Below are 19044 nucleotides of genomic sequence, written 5' to 3'. Positions count from 1 at the left end.
CATCCCTCGCAGGGACATGATTTATGGTGGCAATGCGACCGACCATATATCGGGGCGTCCCCGGGACTGGGTGCCGATGAGACCTACGGCAAGGAACGTGGTGTCACGAAGCGGGTCAGAAGGCCGGAGCCCGGTCCGACCTGCCGCCAGTCCGCCACGGGGAAGTCGATGACCGCCAGTGCAGCTGTCGGATACTTCGCTGCCAGCGCGTCGCCGGTCAGCATCAGTGCCAGATCCTGAAGGCCGGGATTGTGACCGATCAACAGCAGCGTGGCAGCGGAATCGCCCAAGGCGCGGATCGTATCGAGAAGCCGTCCGGCCGGGGCTTCATAGATAGTCGGGTCGATGCGCGTCGCGACCTCGGCCGGCAGCCTGCGCTGCACGAGTTCCCAGGTCTGTCGCGTGCGCCGCGCATCGGAAACCAGTGCGAGATCCGGAATGAGATGTTCCCGTGCCATGTAATTGCCCATGGCAGGTGCGGCCTTCTCCCCGCGCTCCGCAAGGGGGCGCTCGTGATCGGCGACTGCGTCCGGCCAGGCAGACTTCGCATGCCGCAGGAGAAGCAGACGGCGCTGCCCCTGAGGCGCTTCCTTGTCGGTTTTGTCGGCCACAGGTCACCTGTCCGTTGTCACGCTCTGCCAATATGGCGTCAAAGCGCCGGCGGGACCAGCCGTTCCCTCCCTTATAGCAGGAGCGAAACGGAAAATGCCGCCAACGGGGACGTCGACGGCATTTCTGGCGACATGATCAGACAGGAGGCCCTAGTTCCATTCGCGGATGTCGACGAAGTGGCCCGCCACCGCAGCAGCCGCCGCCATCGCCGGCGAGACAAGGTGCGTACGGCCCTTGTAGCCCTGGCGACCCTCGAAGTTGCGGTTCGAGGTCGAGGCGCAGCGCTCTTCCGGCTTCAGCCGGTCGTCGTTCATCGCCAGGCACATGGAGCAGCCCGGCTCGCGCCATTCGAAGCCCGCTTCCTTGAAGATCTTGTCCAGGCCTTCCGCCTCGGCTTGCTCCTTCACGAGGCCGGAACCCGGGACAACCATCGCCGAAACGGTCGGCGCCACATGCCGGCCTTCGAGCACCTTTGCAGCGGCTCGCAGATCCTCGATGCGGCCATTGGTGCAGGAGCCGATGAAAACGCGATCGATAGCAATATCGGTGATCTTCGTGCCCGGCTTCAGGCCCATGTAGTCCAGCGCCCGCCACTTGGAGGCGCGCTTCGTCTCGTCCTGGATGTCGTCCGGATTGGGAACGACTCCCTGTACGGAAACGACATCTTCCGGCGAGGAGCCCCAGGAGACAATCGGCGGCAGGTTGGCAGCGTCGAGCACCACCACCTTGTCGAAATGGGCGCCTTCATCCGTGTGCAGCGTCTTCCAGTATTCCAGCGCCATGTCCCAGGCAGCACCCTTGGGCGCGCGGGGCTTGTCCTTGATGTAGGCAAAGGTCGTCTCGTCCGGCGCGATCAGGCCGGCGCGGGCGCCGCCTTCGATCGTCATGTTGCAGATCGTCATGCGGCCTTCCATCGACAGCGAGCGGATCGCCTCGCCCGCGAATTCGATGACATGGCCGGTGCCGCCAGCCGTGCCGATCTCGCCGATGATGGCAAGGATGATGTCCTTGGCGGTCACGCCTTCGGGGAGCTTCCCGTCGACGCGCACCAGCATGTTCTTCGCCTTCTTCTGCACCAGCGTCTGGGTCGCCAGAACATGTTCCACCTCGGACGTGCCGATGCCATGCGCCAGTGCACCGAACGCGCCATGCGTCGAGGTATGGCTGTCGCCGCAGACGATCGTCATGCCGGGCAGGGTGAAGCCCTGCTCCGGGCCGACGATGTGCACGATGCCCTGCCGCTTGTCCTTCTCCGAATAGTACTCGACGCCGAAGTCGTGGGCGTTCTGCGCCAGCGCCTCGACCTGGATTCGGCTTTCCTCGTTCTTGATGCCGATGTGCCGGTCCGGCGTCGTCGGGACGTTGTGGTCGACGACGGCGAGCGTCTTCTCAGGAGCACGAACCTTGCGGCCGGCCATGCGCAGCCCCTCGAAGGCTTGCGGGCTCGTCACCTCATGGACGAGGTGACGGTCGATGTAGAGGAGACAGGTACCGTTGTCGTCGCTGACGACGTGGTCGTCCCAGATCTTGTCATAGAGGGTACGGGGTGCGCTCATGGCTGCCATCCATTACAGGGATTATCACGAAAAGGGAGTTCCGGCATGTGTCGCTGCCGGCGCGAGCATGGATCGGCTCAGCTAAGTCGGCTGTTCAGAGCGCCACGGACGCGCGCGAAGAACCTTGCCGGCAGGCGCTTGTGATCCTGCAGCACGATGAACTGGTTCGCGAGGCATCCGAATTTCGATCCCATGGCGGCCTTATTAGCAGTTTTGAGAGGTCCATTCAATATCGATGCCGCGAGCCCGGCGTCGTCAGGGCCCGAGGCGAGAGGCGATCACATGGTCCAGCGACAGGCGCCCCGGACCACGTGCGGCTATCAGCAGCAGGCAGGCCGCCCACGTCCCGTGGGTCGGCCAGGCACCGGGATAGACGAAGATCTGGATCACCAGCGTCATGGCCAGAAGCCCAAGCGCCGCCAGGCGGCTGCCGAGACCGAGGACCAGCAGGACCGGTAGCAGATGCTCCGCCAGCGCCGCCATGTGGGCTGCAAGCGAAGGATTGAGGAGCGGCAGCGCGTATTCGTGCTCGAAAAGATAGATGGCGTTCTCCGACACTCGCCAGCCGTCGAGCTTCGTCTGCCCCGACTGCCAGAAGACCCCCGCAATGGAGAGCCTGGCGACCAGGACGATCAGGTCATGGGGAATGCGTTCGAGCAGGCTTGCGCCCGCCCGCAGGCGGCGGGCCGGGCGTGAGTCAGCGGATGCGGCAACCGGACTGCTCATGGCTCTTCTCCCTGGTGGCGGATGGCAGTGAAGGCGCCGGAACGGAGAGCGCCGGCGATGTTGGCGGCTAGATCGAAACCATGCTTTGCAGCCGCCGCGTCCTCGGCTGCGGACTGCAGGTCTCGTCCGGCGGCGAGCGCGTCGAGGAAGACACCACCGCCTGGCGGCAACTGCAGCACTTCGACCGTCAAGTGCGGTCGAACCACAAGGGCGTCCTGGCCTGCCCAGTCGGTGACCGGCGCGACCGTCACCTCGCCGGCATTCATCGCCCAGATGGTCACCACCGGATAGGCGGAACGAATGACGGAGACGGAGGGGTGAAGCGCAAACCGCAGCCCCGGCAGCCGTCCCGGCGGAACCTCCGAAAGGCGCACGGGATCGAGCGGGGCCATGTCGACGGCATGATAGGCGCGTCCCCTCGCGCTCTCCAGACGAATGACGTCCGGCAGGTAGGGCAGCGCCGCGGCCGGCGGAAAGCCTGCGGCGAAATCGGCCAGTTCGTCGCCATAGCGGAAGAGCAGGGGGGAGCGCGGCGGCTGGAGGCGGATGAAGCTGTCCGCCATCGCCGCAAAGAAGGCTTCTCCGACGATCCTTTCGGTCACCGCAAATCGGCTTGCCAGCGCACGTCGCAGGCTGATCATCACGTTGTTGCGGTAGACATCGTACCGGACGCCGGGGTCGCTGGAATTCCAGGACGCAAGTCCGGCGGGAGGCGGCCTGTCGGGGTGCATCAGCGGGCGCGCGAAGCGGTCATGCATCGTCGACATCGCCTGCTCCTATGCCGCGAGCGCGGAACGGCGCAGGATTGCATCTGCGGCCTCGGCCTCCGCCCTCAGCACCGGCCAGTCTGGCACGTCATTGTCCCATTCGATCAGCGTCGCCACCGGCCCCATACGGTCGATCACCTCCGAGTAGAGCGCCCAGACCGGGTCGCGCACCGGATTATCGTGAGAGTCGATCAGAAGGGGTGCGCCGAGATCATCCTCGGTGACCGAATGACCGCCCAGATGGATCTCGCGAACGTGCCTCACCGGAAAACGGGCGAGGTAGCTGCGAGGATCTGTGTTGTGGTTCGTGGACGCCACGAAGACGTTGTTGACGTCGAGCAACAGCCCGCAGCCGGTCCGCGCCACGACTTGCTCGAGGAAGTCCGTTTCCTCGTAGGTGCTTTCCGTGAAGAAGAGGTAGGTCGCCGGGTTTTCCAGCAGCATCTGACGCCCCAGCGTCATTTGCACCTCGTCGATATGCCGGCATACCTGCGCAAGCGTCTCCTCGGTGTAAGGCAGAGGCAGCAGGTCGTTCAGGAAGGTCGTATCATGCGTCGACCAAGCGAGGTGCTCGGAAAAGCTCTCCGGCTGGTAGCGATCACAGAGCGGCTTCAGGCGCTGCAGGTGATCCCGGTCGAGCGGCTGCATGGAACCGATCGACAACCCGACTCCATGGATCGACAGCGCGTAGTCCTCTCTCAGCCGCGAAAGCTGCGCATGCGGCACGCCGCCATCCCCCATGTAGTTCTCGGCATGGATTTCAAAGAAGCCGAGGGGTTGCCGCGACCTGTCGATGCTGGTGAAGTGTTCCGGCTTGAAGCCGACGCCGGCGCGGGCCGGAAGCTGTGAAGGCTGCATGTCTTTCTCCCTGAAGAGACCGGCGTCGCACCCGCTGCGACGCCGCGCTTTTCCTAATTTCAGGCTGGGGCTGGGCCGGGCTCCAGCATGCCGTGGCCGTTCGGCGTCATCATCGCCTCGCAGGTGCCGGCGGGAACCAGCTTGAAGGCATTCTGCTGGTAATCGACCTTCGAGGTTCCGGCACAGGTGGTGCCGGGGCCTGCGGCGCAGTCGTTCTGGCCCTTCAAGGCCACGCCGTAGCATTTCTCCTTGCCTTCCTGGGCAAGGGCCGGCGATGCGATCGACGCCAGTGCCGAGGTGACGGATGCCGCGACGGCAAGCGAAAGAATTGAGTTCTTCATGTCAGGTCTCCCGTTCGAGCAAGCCTTGGTGGCTTGCATGAAGACCTACGGGCGGGGTCGTCCGACCGTTACAAGTGCCCGAGAAACTTCTTGGCTGCTCCCCCGAACGGAAGGAGTATCCCGCCCTCCAAATCTGCAGATATCCGTGTAACATTCGGTTCTGTGGCGGCGTAGGGCTCATTAATGAGTGAAGGTGCGCGCGAAGAGCAATGGTCTGCATGGATGCGGGCGGCAGTCCGCGGTGATGCCCAGGCATATCACCGCTTCCTGACGTCGGTGACACCGCACCTGCGCGTCATGGCCCGCCGCCGTTGCGCCCAGTTCGGGGCGCCTGCCAGCGAAGCGGAGGATGTCGTGCAGGAGGTCCTGCTGTCGATACACCTGAAGCGCGCAACCTGGGACCCGTCGCGGCCGATCGCACCATGGATATCGACCATCATCCGCAACAAGCTGATCGACAGCCTGCGCCGCCGCGGTCGCCACGTGGACGTGCCGCTCGAGGACGTCGTCGCGGTGTTGCAGATCGACGAGCAGGTGGAAACACAGGAGCGGCTGGACGTGGACCGGATATTGAAGACGCTGAAGGAGCCCCAGCGGACCATCGTGCAGGCGATTTCGGTCGAGGGCAACAGCGTCCGAGAAACCGCGGGCAGGGTCAATATGAGCGAGGGGGCAGTGCGGGTGGCACTGCACCGCGCGCTGAAGGCGCTAAGTCTCACCTATCGGAGCCAATGACGTGAAGACTGATGAACTGATCAACATGCTGTCCCAGGATTCCGATGTCCGGTTCCGCTTCGGTACCATCATGGTGAGCGCACTCGTTGCGGCGGTTCTGCTTGCCGGCCTGCTCTTCTTCGCCGCGATGGGCGCGCGGCCGGATTTCTACGAGGCGCTGGAGAGCGTGCGATTCCTCTTCAAGTTCGTGATCACCCTGGCACTGTTCCTGGCTGCCGCCAACCTGATGGGGCGGATGGCTCGTCCGGGGGTGCCGATCCTCTTCTCACGTGCTGGGCTTCTGGTGGTCCCCCTGCTGCTCGCCTTTGCGGTGCTGGCGGAACTGGCAGCGGTTCGCCCGGCCGACTGGGCGCTCAACATGATCGGTCGCAACGCCTACGAGTGCCTGACGCTGATACCGCTTCTGTCGATAGGCCCTCTCGCAGCCTTCCTGCTCGCGCTTCGCCAGGGCGCTCCGGCAGATCCGGGCAAGGCCGGCGCGGTTGCCGGACTGGCTGCAGGCGGCATTGCAGCCGCATTTTACGCAGCGAATTGTACCGACGACAGCCCGCTCTTCGTGGCGCTCTGGTACACGCTTGCAATCGGTATCGTCACCGGTGCCGGCTATCTTGCCGGCCGGCGCTGGCTGGTCTGGTAGCAATCGAAGCCGGAAGGGCACCGACGGCAACAAAAAAGGCGGCCCGAGAGCCGCCTTTTTTGTTCCAGTGGGAGGAAGCTTATTCTGCCGAACCTTCGGCAGCCTTTGCTTCTTCCGCTGCCTTCGCTTCGGCAGCCTCTGCTGCGGCCTTCTCGGCGGCAAGCGCCTGTGCGGCTGCTACCTTCTCGGCCTCGAGACGTGCCTTTTCCTCAGCAATGGCGGCGCGCTCTGCTTCGTTCAGCTTGCGTGCGCGGGTGCCGGTGTTCTCGACGATACGAGCCGACTTGCCGCGACGATCGCGCAGGTAGTAGAGCTTGGCGCGGCGGACCTTACCGCGGCGAATGACTTCGACGCCTTCGACGAGCGGCGAGTAAACCGGGAATACGCGCTCGACGCCTTCGCCGTAGGAGATCTTGCGGACAGTGAAGCTCTCGTTGATGCCGCCGCCGGAACGGGCGATGCAGACGCCTTCATAGGCCTGTACGCGGGTACGGGTGCCTTCACGGACGCGCACGTTGACACGGACCGTGTCGCCGGCTTCGAACTCGGGGAGCTTGCGCTGGGCTTCGATCTTGGCGGCCTGTTCGGCTTCCAATTCCTGGATGATGTTCATTGTCAAACCTCTATATTCTTCTCAAACAGCCAGAGCGCTCGTGCTTTCCTTCGGTCATGCCTCTGGAATTAGACCCATCGGGCCAAGAGCGGGTTCGCCATTCTTTGCTTGCTGGTCGACGGGGATCTCCCCATGTCCGGGTGCGCCAATACACCAAAGAAACTGCTTTGTCATCCCTGGATGGTGAGAATCTCGGTAGCTCACCGCTGACATCACCTGTGCATGGAGGCGCCAAAGAATTTGTCAAATCACAAGTTTGGTCGCAGGATCGTGATCGGATCACTCGATCCGTAACAGGGGAACACTGCCATGACCATCAGCAATCCCTCGCCTTCACTCTACAATGAGGATCTTGCGCCCGCCGAAGAACGCCGGTGGGGCGCCTTCAGCATTTTCAATGTCTGGACCTCCGACGTCCATAGCCTTTGGGGCTATTATCTCGCCGCAAGTCTTTTCCTGCTTTGCGGGAGCTTTATCAATTTCGTCTTCGCCATCGGCATCGGATCGCTGGTGATCTTCTTTCTCATGACCCTGGTCGGTAATGCCGGGGTACGGACCGGCGTCCCCTTCCCAGTGCTGGCTCGCGCCTCGTTCGGTACGTTCGGGGCGAACGTGCCCGCCATCGTGCGGGCGATTGTCGCCTGCTTCTGGTACGGCGCACAGACCGCCGCCGCCTCCGGCGCCATAGTGGCGCTTCTCATTCGCAACGAAGGCATGCTCGCGTTTCACCAGAACAGCCACATGCTGGGACACTCGACGCTCGAGGTCATTTGCTATGTCGTCGTCTGGGGGCTGCAACTGCTGATTATCCAGCGCGGCATGGAGACGGTGCGCAAGTTCCAGGATTGGGCCGGCCCGGCTGTCTGGGTCATGATGCTGATCCTTGCCGTCTATCTCGTTGTCAAGTCCGGTACATTCTCCTTCGGGTCGGAGATCCCGCGTGACGTCCTCATCGAGAAGACGAAGGACGCCGGAATTTCTTACGAGCCGGGAACGCTCGCTGCACTTGCAGCCGTTGCCGCGACATGGATCACATACTTCGCGGCCCTTTACCTGAACTTCTGTGACTTCTCCCGCTATGCGACGGACGAGAAGACCCTGCGAAAAGGCAATCTATGGGGTCTGCCCATCAACCTTCTCGCCTTCTGCCTTGTGGCCGGCGTCACCACGACCGCGGCCTATACCGTCTACGGCGAGGTACTTCTGCACCCTGACCAGATTTCCGCCAAGTTCGAAAGCTGGTTCCTCGCTCTGCTCGCAGCGCTCACCTTTGCTGTTGCGACCCTCGGCATCAATGTCGTTGCAAACTTCGTATCCCCGGCCTTCGACTTTGCGAACGTCTTCCCGCGGCGGATCAACTTCAAGCGCGGCGGATACATCGCCGCGTTGATCGCCCTTGTGCTCTACCCGTTCGCGCCATGGGAAACGGGAGCCGCAAACTTCGTCAACTTCATCGGATCAACCATGGGGCCCATCTTCGGGGTGATGATGGTGGACTACTATCTGATCCGGAAGAGCCGGCTCGACGTCGCGGCCCTTTACGACGAGAACGGGGAGTTCCGCTTCCAGAACGGCTGGCACGGCAATGCCTTCATAGCCTTTGCCGTAGGCGCCCTCTTCTCTTCCATCCTGCCCACCTTCACATCCATTCTCCCCGACTGGTGGGGAACCTATGGATGGTTCTTTGGGGTGGCTGTCGGCGGCGGGGTCTATTTCGCACTGAGGATGAGGAGCCGTCACAAACCCGCCTTTGCCTGAGTCGGATTTATCTATACACGCAAGACAGGGATGCCGGGCACCAGTGCCCGGCATTTTGACGATAGAAGACGATACGCGCCCGACGGTGCGGAGGCGAAGACGAGGAACTCCACCTTATGACAATCGCAACCATCCTGCTGCTGTTCACGTCGGCATTTCTCGCCGGCGCGGTCAATGCCATTGCCGGTGGCGGGACCTTCCTGACCTTCGGGGCGCTCACTCTCGTCGGCATGCCGCCGATCACAGCCAATGCGACGTCCTCCATCACCCAGTTCCCCGGCTATATCACCTCGACGCTCGCCTATCGCGACGAGATCGCCAGGAGCTGGCGCAGCGCGATCGCCCTCTCTGTGGTCTCGGTCATCGGCGCCCTTGGCGGGTCGCTGCTTCTCCTGTCGCTCGACAACCCCTCCTTCCGCCAGATCGTGCCCTGGCTGCTTGCGGCAGCGACGATCATCTTCGCAGCCGGACCCTGGCTCAAGCCCAAGGCGAGTGCAGGGAAGCCGGTCAATTCGAAGACCAGCGTCGTGGCCCAGTTCTTCACCTCGATCTATGGCGGCTTCTTCGGGGCAGGCATGGGCATCATGATGCTCGCCGTGCTCGGCATCACCTCCGGCGGCACCTATCACCACCTCAACGCGCTCAAGAACCTTCTGTCGATCCTGATCGCGGCAGTTGCCATCGTCATCTTCGTGTCAGGCGGCGTCGTCGCCTGGCCGCAGGCGCTGGTGATGATTCCGGGCGTTGCGCTCGGCGGCTATGCCGGCGTGTGGATGGCGCGGCGTGTGTCCCAGACGGTGATGCGCGTGATAGTCGTCGCCGTCGGCGTTGCCCTCACCACCTATTACTTCGTGACGGGCTGACCGATCCGCCCCAGATGCGTGTCGTGGAAGCCGCTCATGTGCCTCAAGCCGTAGCCGAGCGCTCTGTCCAGGCCGATGTGGATGGCCCAGATCAGGGCGATCGCCACCGCAAGATCCCATGCGGTGAGATAGGCGAGGATCAGGAGCAGTCCGACCCCGATGTAGCTGTGCAGCGCGTTGTAGCAGATGGCGCCCATTCGCGGACCCCACAGGTAGCCTGCCATCACGAGGTCCGGCACAAGGATGAGCATCAGGAAAAGCCACCATCCGGCGCCGAGATGCCAGTAGGCGCCAAGCGCCACGAGCGCTACGATCGCATTTTCAAGGCGCAGGAACAGGCGCATCGGTCAATCCTGCCCTGACTGTAGAAGATCCGGCCGCCGCTCGCGCGTCAGCTTCAGTGCCTGCTGGCGGCGCCACTTGTCGATCGCGGCATGGTTGCCTGAGGTCAGCACGGAGGGAATCTCTCGGCCCTCGAAGACCTGCGGCCGGGTGTAGTGCGGATATTCCAGCAGCCCATCCTCGAAGCTTTCGTGGGTTCCGGACAAGGCATTGCCCATCACACCGGGCAGGATGCGCACCACCGCGTCGAGCAATGTCAGCGCCGCGGGTTCGCCGCCGGAGAGGATGTAGTCGCCGACCGAGACTTCCTCCAACTGCCGCGCCTCGATCACCCGCTGATCGACACCTTCGAAACGACCGCAGATGATGACCACGCCCTCGCCGCAGGCAAGTTCGCGCACGCGTCTCTGCGTCAGCGGGCGGCCGCGGGGGCTCATCAGCAGGCGTGGCCGGTTGTCATCACCAGAAACCTGGTCGATGGCTTTTGCGAGGATATCCGGCTTCAACACCATGCCGGCGCCGCCGCCGGCCGGCGTGTCGTCCACAGTCCGATGCCGGTCCTCGGCGAAGTCGCGGATCTGCACAGGCTCGATCGACCACTGGCCACGCTCCAGCGCCTTTCCGGCAAGCGAATGGCCGAGATGGCCGGGAAACATCTCAGGATAGAGGGTAAGAACCGTGGCGCGAAAAGTCATGGCGCGTTGCCGGGTTCGCCCCCACGTCGGCCCTTGCCGGGCGGACGGTCCTCCGGGTCCTCGATGAGGCCGGCTGCACGAGGATCGATCAGAATCCGGCCGCCTTCGAGGTCGATCTCCAGCACCGCGGCTTCGGAGAACGGGATCAGCACCGGCCGACGGCCCGGACCCTTGAGCTCGAGCAGGTCGCCGGCGCCGAAATCGAAGACGCCGGTCACCGTCCCGTAGCTCTTGCCGCTCTCATCAACGGCTTCCAGCCCTTCGAGATCGGCATAGTAGAACTCGTCGTCGTCCAGCTCGTCGTCCGGCAGGTTCTCCCGCTCGATGAAGAGCTCGAGGCCATTCAGGGCTTCAGCCGCATTGCGGTCGTTGATGCCGCGGAAACGGACAATCGCGACATTCTTCGCCTCGCGGATCTCCAGGATCTCGAAAATCCGGCCATCCTTGCTGTGCAGGTTCCCGTAATCGCCAAGCGCCAGGGGGTCGGCCGTGTAGGCGCGCACGCGCACCTCGCCGCGCAGGCCCTGCGCCGCGCCGATTGTCGCCATGAGGATCGGGTTGTGGAGCTTCGTCATGCGCATATTCCGGATGATTCAGGCGCTTGTACCGGCAGCCGGGACAAATGGAAATAGAAAACGGGCGGCGCGTCTCCGCACCGCCCGTTCGTCCGCAAGATGCGGATCGGCCTTATTCGGCAGCAGCTTCGGCTGCGGCAGCCTTGGCGTCTTCTTCGCGCTGGGCGCGCTCGGCGGCACGCTCCTGGGCCTTCTTGCCAGGCTTTGCCTTCTCCGGGTTGTTGCGGGCGTCGCGCTGGGCAACGCCGGCCTCGGCGAGGAAGCGCAGGACGCGGTCGGTCGGCTGGGCGCCCTTGGCGATCCATTCCTGGATGCGCTCGAGGTTCAGCTCGACGCGCTTCTCGTTGTCCTTCGGCAGCATCGGGTTCCAGGAACCGAGCTTTTCAAGGAAACGGCCGTCGCGGGGAGCGCGGGCGTCGGCAACGACGACGTGGTAGTAGGGGCGCTTCTTGGAGCCGCCGCGGGCGAGACGAATCTTCAGGGTCATTTTCTTACTCCTTGGTGTTTCTTGAGGCCGCCATGCGGCGGGCTGTCTGGTTCAAGCGGGTTGTTTCGTGCCGCCGTGCTCGGCGGCGATGGCTTCATGATGCCGGATCACTTCCTTGATGACGAAGTTGAGAAACTTCTCGGCGAAATCCGGGTCCAGATGAGCATCCTTTGCCAGGCGGCGCAGGCGTTCGATCTGGTATTCCTCGCGCGCCGGGTCTGCCGGCGGCAATTCGTACTGGGCCTTCAAGAGGCCGACTTCCTTGGTGCAGCGGAAGCGCTCGGCGAGCATGTGCACCAGTGCCGCATCGATATTGTCGATCGACTGGCGGTAGCTTGCGAGCTTCTGCTTGACGTCCTCGGCCATGAGTTCCCTCTACTTCTTCTTCGGCAGCCCGGGCAGGCCGGGGAAGCCGCCGCCGAGGCCGGGCAGGCCGCCCATGCCCGGCATTCCTCCACCCGGCAGTCCCGGCATCGAGCCCGGCTTGAAGCCCGCGGCTTCCGCCTGCTTCTGCAGTGCCTCGAGCTGCTTCGGATCGAGCTTGGAAAGATCCAGCATGCCGCCCATTCCACCGCCAAGCCCGCCCATGCCGCCAAGTTCCATCTTGCCAGCAAGGCCGCCCATCATCTGCTTAATCATGCCGCCGCCTTTGCCCTTGCCGCCCATGGCCTTCATCATGTCGGCCATCTGGCGGTGCATTTTGAGCAGCTTGTTGATCTCGGCGGCGTCCGTTCCGGAGCCGGCGGCGATGCGCTTCTTGCGGGAATGCTTCAGGATATCCGGATTGGCACGCTCGGCCTTGGTCATCGACTGGATGATGGCGATCTGGCGGTCGAACATCTTGTCGCTCATGCCGGATGCGGCGAGCTTGTCCTTCATGCCGGCCATGCCGGGCATCATTCCCATGATACCGCCCATGCCGCCGAGTGACTTCATCTGGCGCAGCTGGTCGGCGAGGTCGTTCAGGTCGAACTTGCCCTTGGCCATCTTCTCGGCCATGGCGCGCGCCTTCTCGGCGTCGATGTTCTCGGCGGCCTTTTCGACGAGGGAGACGATGTCGCCCATGCCGAGGATGCGGTCGGCGATGCGGCGGGGATGGAATTCCTCCATCTCCGTCATCTTCTCGCCCGTGCCGATCAGCTTGATCGGCTTGCCGGTGACGGCGCGCATGGAAAGTGCGGCACCGCCACGCCCGTCACCGTCCATGCGGGTGAGCACCAGGCCGGTGATGCCGACGCGTTCGTCGAAGTTGCGGGCAAGGTTGACGGCGTCCTGGCCGGTCAGGCTGTCGGCGACGAGCAGGATTTCGTGCGGGTTCGACTTCCGCTTGATCTCGGCCATCTCGACCATCAGCGGTTCGTCGATATGGGTACGGCCGGCGGTGTCGAGGATGACGACGTCATGGCCGCCGAGCCTTGCCGCCTGCACGGCGCGTGCGGCAATGTCGGTCGGCGACTGGCCGGCTATGATCGGCAGCGTGTCGACGCCTGTCTGCTGCCCAAGCTGGCGAAGCTGTTCCTGGGCTGCCGGACGTCGCGTGTCCAGCGACGCCATCAGCACCTTCTTCTTCTCGCGGTCGGTCAACCGCTTGGCGATCTTGCCGGTCGTGGTCGTCTTGCCCGAGCCCTGGAGGCCGACCATCATGATGACGACGGGGGCAGGTGCATGCAGGTCGATGCCGACCCCTTCGGAGCCCAGCATCTCGATCAGTTCGTCATGGACGATCTTGACGACCATCTGGCCGGGCTTGATCGACTTCAGGACCGCAGCCCCGACTGCCTTCTCGCGCACCTTGTCGGTAAAGGCGCGGACGACCTCGAGCGACACGTCCGCCTCGAGCAGCGCACGGCGAACCTCGCGCAGCGCAGCGGAGACATCCGCCTCGCTCAACGCGCCACGGCCGGTCAGTCCATTCAGGATGGAGCCAAGACGGTCCTGGAGGTTTTCAAACATCCGTGTCTTCCTTCTTCGTTTCCGGGTGCCGGAAACGTCGGGTCTTTCCGCGACGAAAACAAGGCGCCCAGACGCGGGCAAAGCCGAAAAGCACCCGAGGGCGCCACGCGCTGTCGGGTGTTGACCTCCGGGCTCATTGAATTCGGCCCCGGTCGGCGGCTCCAAGTCTTGTCACTTGTCAGCAGATGCGGGGGATAAACAGGAAACGGGCAGGAAAGTCAAGCTTGGCGGTGCTGTCACTTCTCCGCAACCTCGCCGGCTACGCTTGAAGCCACATGACGCCGACCCTATACATCTGCAATGAACCGTCGCAACTTCCTCAAATGGTCCGGTCTCGCGGCCCTTGCCGCGCTTGCCGGCGGCGTCACGGCAAGGAGCGCCATGGCCGGCAACAAGTATTATTCCGGGCCGGTGAGCGATCACTTTGATGGCGAGCTGTTCTTCAACCCCGACGGAGAGGAGCCGAGCGGCCTCCTGAACCTCGTTCGCTGGAAGCTCGGCAATGGCAACAAGGCCTGGCCCGACAGTTTCCCCAGTCCGTTTCCCCAGGTCGTGCCTGAAGAACGTATAACAGGCGACCGGATGGTGGCTACGCTGGTCGGTCACGCATCGTTCCTGATCCAGGTCGCCGGACTCAACATCCTGACCGATCCCGTCTGGGACGAGCGTGCAAGCCCCGTCCGCTTCGCCGGCCCCAAGCGGGTCAACCCGCCCGGCATCAACATGGGTGACCTGCCGCCCATCGACCTCGTGATCGTTACCCACAACCACTACGACCACATGGATCTCGAAACGCTCTGGGTGCTCCAGGGGCGCGACAAGCCGCGCTTCGTCACGCCGCTTGGCAACGACGACATCATCCGCGCCCGTGTAGAGGATGGACGCTTCGACGTCATGGACTGGGGCGATCGGCTGGAGGTCGGCCGTGGCGTCACGCTTCATTGCGAGCCCTGCCACCACTGGTCCGCGCGTGGACTGGGGGACCGCCGCATGGCGCTTTGGGCTGCTTTCGTCATCGAAACACCGGCCGGCAAGATCTACCATATCGGTGACACCGGGTTCCATCGGGGGATCTTCTATCGCGCGGCACGGGAAAAGCATGGCGGCTTCCGTCTCGCCAACCTGCCCTTCGGCGCCTATGAGCCGCAATGGTTCATGAAGGCGCAGCACCAGAACCCCGAAGAGGCCGTTGAGGGCATGCTCCTGTGTGACGCCGCCCATGTCGCCGGCCACCACTGGGGCACCTTCAAGCTGACCGACGAAGGAATCGAGGAGCCCGTGGACGCGCTGCATGCGGCGCTCGATGCCCGGAGAATATCCCGAAGCCGGTTCCGTCCGATGCGGCCGGGCGAAGTCTTCGAGGTTCCGGCAGCTGCCGTCTGATCCCGTTGAGGGGGATGAAACCGCGGGTGCACCTCAACAGAATGAATGACTTGGCCTCTTCAGGATTCACGTGAGCGGAAAGTGGTCGATACTTGGCCTGCTTCCGTCGCCGGAGTGTTTCGCGAGACGTTCGCGGGCAGGCGGGAGCCGGCGCCCTGTCCCGATGCCGTAACGTGCGGTGAGGGCAGGGAGGTGAAAGGCATGGCGGGAGCATTTCAGGATGTTGCCGCCTATCAAGCCTCCCCCGGGTCGCCAGGCCCGGTTCGGTTGAGCCGCCCAAGCGCAGGAGGGATCCTGCGTGCAGCGAGGCGAGACGATCACCTGTAGGGACCAGAAGTCCCGAAAGAACGCCGAAGGCCACGCACATGCGGAGCCACACTTACATACTTTGAGAGGTTTCGCATGTGCGTGGGCTCTCCCTGACAATAACTCCAACCGCGCCGGCACCCGGTAGCGGTGGCGAAGCATGTCCGCGCTCTGGTAATTAAACGCCGTTTCCGCCATATACGGCCGGGAGCGGCACGGCCCAACGGGATTGAATGCAATGGCAGGACTGGTCGAATTCGCAAAGATGAACGGGCTTGGCAACAAGATCCTCGTCGTCGACATGCGCGGCCGACCGGACAAGGTGACGCCGGAAGCGGCGATCGCGTTGAACGCCGATCCACAGACCCAGTTCGACCAGATCATGGCGATCCACGATCCGAAGGCGCACGGCACCGACGCCTGGATCGATATCCTGAATTCGGACGGATCCAGGGCGCAGGCCTGCGGCAACGGCACGCGCTGCGTCGTGCAGGCGCTCGCCGCCGAAACGGGGCGCAAGGCCTTCACCTTCCAGACAGTTGCCGGCATCCTGAACGCCGCCGAACATGAGGACGGGTCGATTTCCGTCGACATGGGCAAGCCGGTCTTCGCCTGGAACCGGATCCCGCTGTCGGAGGAATTCTTCGACACGAGCCGCATCGAACTGCAGATCGGCCCGATCGACGCGCCGGTCCTGCATTCGCCCTCGGCCATGTCGATGGGCAACCCCCATGCGATCTTCTGGGTCGACCGTGACCCGATGGCGTTCGATCTCGAACGCTTCGGGCCGCTTCTCGAAAACCACCCGATGTTCCCCGAGAAGGCAAACATCACGCTGGCCCAGGTCATCTCGAAGGAGTCTCTGCGCACCCGCACGTGGGAGCGTGGTGCCGGCCTGACGCTCGCCTGCGGTTCGGCCGCCTGCGCCGCCGCGGTGTCCGCTGCACGCACCGGACGTACTGGCCGGAGAGTAGAGATCGACGTTGCCTCCAGTCCGATCCGCCAGCCGCTGGTGATCGAATGGCGCGAGGACGACCACGTCATCATGACGGGTCCGGCGGAGTGGGAATGGTCAGGCCGGCTTGACCCGCGGACCGGTGCCTTCACGCGCGATCTGGAGCCGGGGGCTCAGGCGAATTGAGCGGCGTCGAGGTCATCACCTTCGGCTGCCGGCTCAACACCTATGAGTCGGAAGTGATGCGGGCCGAGGCCGAGAAGGCCGGGCTCAACAATGCCGTTCTGGTCAATACCTGCGCCGTCACCGGCGAGGCGGTGCGCCAGGCGCGCCAGGCCATCCGCCGCGCCCGCCGCGAAAATCCCCATGCCCGCATCATCGTCACCGGCTGCGCTGCCCAGACCGAGAAACAGGTCTTCGCCGAAATGGCCGAAGTGGATGCGGTTCTCGGCAACGAGGAGAAGCTGACCGCTGCCTCCTACCGCTCCTTGCCGGATTTCGGCGTCTCAGCCGAAGAGAAGCTCCGCGTCAACGACATCATGAGCGTCAAGGCAACCGCGCCGCAGATGGTGAAGCACATCGACGGGCATGTACGCGCCTTCATTCAGGTGCAGAACGGCTGCGACCACCGCTGCACCTTCTGCATCATACCCTATGGCCGCGGCAATTCCCGCTCCGTGCCCATGGGGGCCGTGGTCGATCAGGCTCGCAAGCTGGTGCAGGGCGGCTATCGGGAGATCGTTTTGACCGGCGTCGACGCCACAAGCTATGGCGCGGACCTGCCTGGCCAGCCCTCGCTTGGCTACCTCGCCAAGACGCTGCTGCGGCAGGTCCCGGAAATCCTCCGGCTGCGCCTCTCGTCGATCGACAGCATCGAGGCGGACCGGCACCTGTGGGACCTGATCGCAGACGAACCGCGCTTCATGCCGCATCTGCACCTGTCGCTGCAGCACGGCGACGACATGATCCTGAAGCGCATGAAGCGCCGCCACAGCCGCGCCGATGCACTGTCCTTTGTCGAGCAGGCGCGGCGCCTACGCCCTGACATTGCGTTCGGGGCGGACATGATCGCCGGTTTTCCGACGGAGACGGCGGAGATGGCGGAGAATGCCGCGACGCTTGCCGAGGAGGCCGACCTCGCCTTCCTGCACGTCTTCCCCTACAGCCCCCGTCCCGGCACGTCCGCGGCGCGCATGCCGCAGCTCGACCGAGCCCTGGTCAAGGAACGGGCTGCGCGTCTGCGCGCCCGCGGCGGTTTGCTGCACCGGGCCCATCTCGACCGCATGGTCGGAAGCGTCCAGACGATCATCGTCGAGATGAACGGCATGGCGCATACGGAAAACTTTTCGCTGGTCGCAGCGCCCGGGCTTGTTCCCCGCAAGATCCGGCGCGTTATCATTACCGGCCACAACGGCAAACATCTGGATATGGAGGTTGCGCCGGCACTGGCGGCGTAACCGGAGCGGATTTCATGGCACTAGGCTTCATCAAAAAGTTCTTCACCTTCGGCAAGGAGAAGCCGATCGAGCAACAGGCGCCGGAAGGCCACCTGACGCCGACGGAAGCCGCTGCGATCGAAGCGGAAGTTGAGCCGCATTCGAGCGAAGAGGACCTGCCGGTTTCGCCGGTCGACCCGGTGGCGCCGGTTGAGATGGAGACGGCCGGCGGCCCGGCTGCCGATGACGCACGGGATGTCGTGGAGCCAGTCGAACCCGAGCCGGCAGATGAAGAGCCATCGGAGGAAGAACTGCCGCCCCTTCTTCCCGGCGCCGAAGAGAACACGGAAATCGGCATCGTGCCGCTGTCGCTGCTTGAAGCGGAGAGCGAGGCCGGTACGGAAAGCTCGCCGGTGTCCGAACCCGTTCTGCCGAAGGGTTTCACCACCCGGGTCGATGAGGTGCCGGAGCCGGAGGTCGTGGCACCTCGGATGACCTGGTACCAGCGCCTGCGGGCTGGTCTTGCCCGTACCTCCTCCCAGCTTACCGGGCAGATCACCGCTCTCTTCACCAAGCGCAAGCTGGATGAGGAAACGTTGGAAGACCTGGAGGACCTGCTGATCCAGTCCGACCTCGGCGTCGAAACCGCCATGCGCATCACCGGTGCGTTGTCGGCCGAACGCTACGGCAAGGACGTCACCGGCGAGGATGTCTCCCGCATCATGGCGGCGGAAATCAGCAAGGTGCTCTCACCGGTCGCCAGGCCGCTGCAACTCGACCTCAACCACAAGCCGCACGTCATCCTGGTGGTCGGCGTCAATGGCACGGGCAAGACCACCACCATCGGCAAGCTTGCCGCGAAGCTCTCGGGATCGGGGCTGAAGGTCATGCTGGCCGCAGGAGATACGTTCCGTGCTGCCGCCATCGAGCAGTTGAAGATCTGGGCTGATCGCACTGGTTCGGAATTCATCGGCACGAAGCTGGGCGCTGATGCCGCCGGCCTTGCCTACGACGCCTTCGAACAGGCGCGGGCGAAGAAGTCAGACGTGCTGATCATCGACACAGCCGGTCGCCTGCAGAACAAGGCCGAGTTGATGGCGGAACTCGAAAAGATCGTCCGCGTGCTTGCCAAACTCGATCCTGACGCGCCGCATACGGTCCTGCAGACGCTCGATGCCACCACCGGCCAGAATGCCCTGCAGCAGGTGGAGATCTTCCGCAATGTTGCCGGTGTCAGCGGCCTGATCATGACCAAGCTCGACGGCACGGCGCGGGGCGGTATCCTCGTGGGCATCGCGGCCAAGCATAAGCTGCCGGTCTATTTCATCGGCGTCGGAGAGGGCGTCGACGATCTGGAGCCTTTCGAGGCGGATGATTTCGCCAAGGCCATTGCCGGTCTGACGCATTGATGCCACAGAAACAGCGTTTCCAGCCGCAGAACCCCAT

General features: G+C 63.8%; 21 protein-coding genes. 8 read left to right on the top strand and 13 right to left on the bottom strand.

The features are described from left to right. Positions 1–83: 83 nt before the first annotated feature. From FN060_RS00970 to FN060_RS00945, 6 genes are all read right to left on the bottom strand, one after another. Positions 84–611 carry a SixA phosphatase family protein gene (locus tag FN060_RS00970; RefSeq protein WP_142586484.1) on the bottom strand — a complete coding sequence of 176 codons (528 nt, stop codon included), beginning with the start codon at positions 609–611 and terminating at the stop codon, positions 84–86. Positions 612–761: 150 nt separating this feature from the next. Next, positions 762–2168, bottom strand: coding sequence for a 3-isopropylmalate dehydratase large subunit (gene leuC, locus FN060_RS00965; protein ID WP_142586483.1), 1407 nt, complete (start codon positions 2166–2168; stop codon positions 762–764). A gap of 255 nt (positions 2169–2423) precedes the next feature. Next, positions 2424–2894 (bottom strand): DoxX family protein, encoded by a 471-nt coding sequence (locus FN060_RS00960; RefSeq protein ID WP_142586481.1) that lies wholly within the window; start codon positions 2892–2894, stop codon positions 2424–2426. Then, a complete protein-coding gene (locus tag FN060_RS00955; RefSeq protein ID WP_142586480.1) occupies positions 2891–3661 on the bottom strand; it encodes an HvfC/BufC N-terminal domain-containing protein in 771 nt (256 codons plus the stop codon). The genes FN060_RS00960 and FN060_RS00955 overlap by 4 nt, the downstream gene beginning before the upstream one ends. A gap of 9 nt (positions 3662–3670) precedes the next feature. Next, complete coding sequence (gene bufB / locus FN060_RS00950; protein ID WP_142586479.1) at positions 3671–4519, bottom strand: MNIO family bufferin maturase; 849 nt, start codon at positions 4517–4519, stop codon at positions 3671–3673. Between the two features lie 59 nt (positions 4520–4578). Continuing rightward, positions 4579–4860, bottom strand: coding sequence for a BufA1 family periplasmic bufferin-type metallophore (locus FN060_RS00945; protein ID WP_052640470.1), 282 nt, complete (start codon positions 4858–4860; stop codon positions 4579–4581). Positions 4861–5043: 183 nt separating this feature from the next. On the opposite strand from FN060_RS00945, the gene FN060_RS00940 reads away from it, so the two are divergent. Then, positions 5044–5595: a sigma-70 family RNA polymerase sigma factor gene (locus FN060_RS00940; RefSeq protein WP_142586478.1), complete on the top strand. Its 552-nt coding sequence runs from the start codon at positions 5044–5046 to the stop codon at positions 5593–5595. A 1-nt stretch (position 5596) separates the two neighbouring features. Then, positions 5597–6232: an NrsF family protein gene (locus tag FN060_RS00935; RefSeq protein ID WP_142586477.1), complete on the top strand. Its 636-nt coding sequence runs from the start codon at positions 5597–5599 to the stop codon at positions 6230–6232. Positions 6233–6311: 79 nt separating this feature from the next. On the opposite strand, the gene rplS is transcribed toward FN060_RS00935, so the two are convergent. Further along, a complete protein-coding gene (gene rplS / locus FN060_RS00930) occupies positions 6312–6845 on the bottom strand; it encodes a 50S ribosomal protein L19 (protein WP_052640465.1) in 534 nt (177 codons plus the stop codon). 309 nt (positions 6846–7154) lie between these two features. Between rplS and FN060_RS00925 the strand changes: the two genes are divergently transcribed. Both FN060_RS00925 and FN060_RS00920 read left to right on the top strand, forming a co-directional pair. After that, the gene (locus FN060_RS00925) at positions 7155–8603 is read left to right on the top strand and encodes an NCS1 family nucleobase:cation symporter-1 (protein WP_142586476.1); all 1449 of its coding nucleotides are present in this window, start codon (positions 7155–7157) and stop codon (positions 8601–8603) included. A gap of 116 nt (positions 8604–8719) precedes the next feature. Further along, positions 8720–9466 carry a sulfite exporter TauE/SafE family protein gene (locus FN060_RS00920; protein ID WP_142586475.1) on the top strand — a complete coding sequence of 249 codons (747 nt, stop codon included), beginning with the start codon at positions 8720–8722 and terminating at the stop codon, positions 9464–9466. Here FN060_RS00920 and FN060_RS00915 read toward each other — a convergent pair. The 6 genes from FN060_RS00915 to ffh all read right to left on the bottom strand — a co-directional run bounded on the left by FN060_RS00915 (position 9448) and on the right by ffh (position 13518). Next, positions 9448–9810 (bottom strand): DUF4260 domain-containing protein, encoded by a 363-nt coding sequence (locus FN060_RS00915; protein ID WP_142586474.1) that lies wholly within the window; start codon positions 9808–9810, stop codon positions 9448–9450. The two genes, FN060_RS00920 and FN060_RS00915, sit on opposite strands and share 19 nt — an antisense overlap. A gap of 3 nt (positions 9811–9813) precedes the next feature. After that, on the bottom strand, positions 9814–10503 hold the full coding sequence (gene trmD, locus FN060_RS00910) for a tRNA (guanosine(37)-N1)-methyltransferase TrmD (RefSeq protein WP_142586473.1): 690 nt from the start codon (positions 10501–10503) through the stop codon (positions 9814–9816). Beyond that, the gene (gene rimM / locus FN060_RS00905; protein ID WP_142586472.1) at positions 10500–11078 is read right to left on the bottom strand and encodes a ribosome maturation factor RimM; all 579 of its coding nucleotides are present in this window, start codon (positions 11076–11078) and stop codon (positions 10500–10502) included. Before rimM ends, trmD begins: the two co-directional genes overlap by 4 nt. 112 nt (positions 11079–11190) lie before the next feature. Then, positions 11191–11565 (bottom strand): 30S ribosomal protein S16, encoded by a 375-nt coding sequence (rpsP, locus tag FN060_RS00900; protein ID WP_052640459.1) that lies wholly within the window; start codon positions 11563–11565, stop codon positions 11191–11193. A 51-nt stretch (positions 11566–11616) separates the two neighbouring features. Continuing rightward, positions 11617–11931 (bottom strand): chorismate mutase, encoded by a 315-nt coding sequence (locus FN060_RS00895; RefSeq protein WP_077549295.1) that lies wholly within the window; start codon positions 11929–11931, stop codon positions 11617–11619. A 9-nt stretch (positions 11932–11940) separates the two neighbouring features. Next, complete coding sequence (ffh, locus tag FN060_RS00890; RefSeq protein ID WP_142586471.1) at positions 11941–13518, bottom strand: signal recognition particle protein; 1578 nt, start codon at positions 13516–13518, stop codon at positions 11941–11943. A gap of 300 nt (positions 13519–13818) precedes the next feature. Between ffh and FN060_RS00885 the strand changes: the two genes are divergently transcribed. The 4 genes from FN060_RS00885 to ftsY all read left to right on the top strand — a co-directional run bounded on the left by FN060_RS00885 (position 13819) and on the right by ftsY (position 19007). After that, entirely contained in the window at positions 13819–14901 is a 1083-nt protein-coding gene (locus FN060_RS00885; protein ID WP_142586470.1) for an MBL fold metallo-hydrolase, read from the top strand. 544 nt (positions 14902–15445) lie between these two features. Then, on the top strand, positions 15446–16348 hold the full coding sequence (gene dapF / locus FN060_RS00880) for a diaminopimelate epimerase (protein ID WP_142586469.1): 903 nt from the start codon (positions 15446–15448) through the stop codon (positions 16346–16348). Beyond that, on the top strand, positions 16345–17619 hold the full coding sequence (mtaB, locus tag FN060_RS00875) for a tRNA (N(6)-L-threonylcarbamoyladenosine(37)-C(2))-methylthiotransferase MtaB (protein WP_142586468.1): 1275 nt from the start codon (positions 16345–16347) through the stop codon (positions 17617–17619). The genes dapF and mtaB overlap by 4 nt, the downstream gene beginning before the upstream one ends. A gap of 14 nt (positions 17620–17633) precedes the next feature. Continuing rightward, on the top strand, positions 17634–19007 hold the full coding sequence (gene ftsY / locus FN060_RS00870) for a signal recognition particle-docking protein FtsY (protein ID WP_142586467.1): 1374 nt from the start codon (positions 17634–17636) through the stop codon (positions 19005–19007). Positions 19008–19044: the final 37 nt, after the last annotated feature.

This window comes from Pseudorhizobium halotolerans, from assembly GCF_902153235.2.
Classification (GTDB): Bacteria; Pseudomonadota; Alphaproteobacteria; order Rhizobiales; family Rhizobiaceae; genus Neorhizobium; species Neorhizobium flavum.
This window is presented reverse-complemented; position numbering and strand designations above follow the sequence as displayed.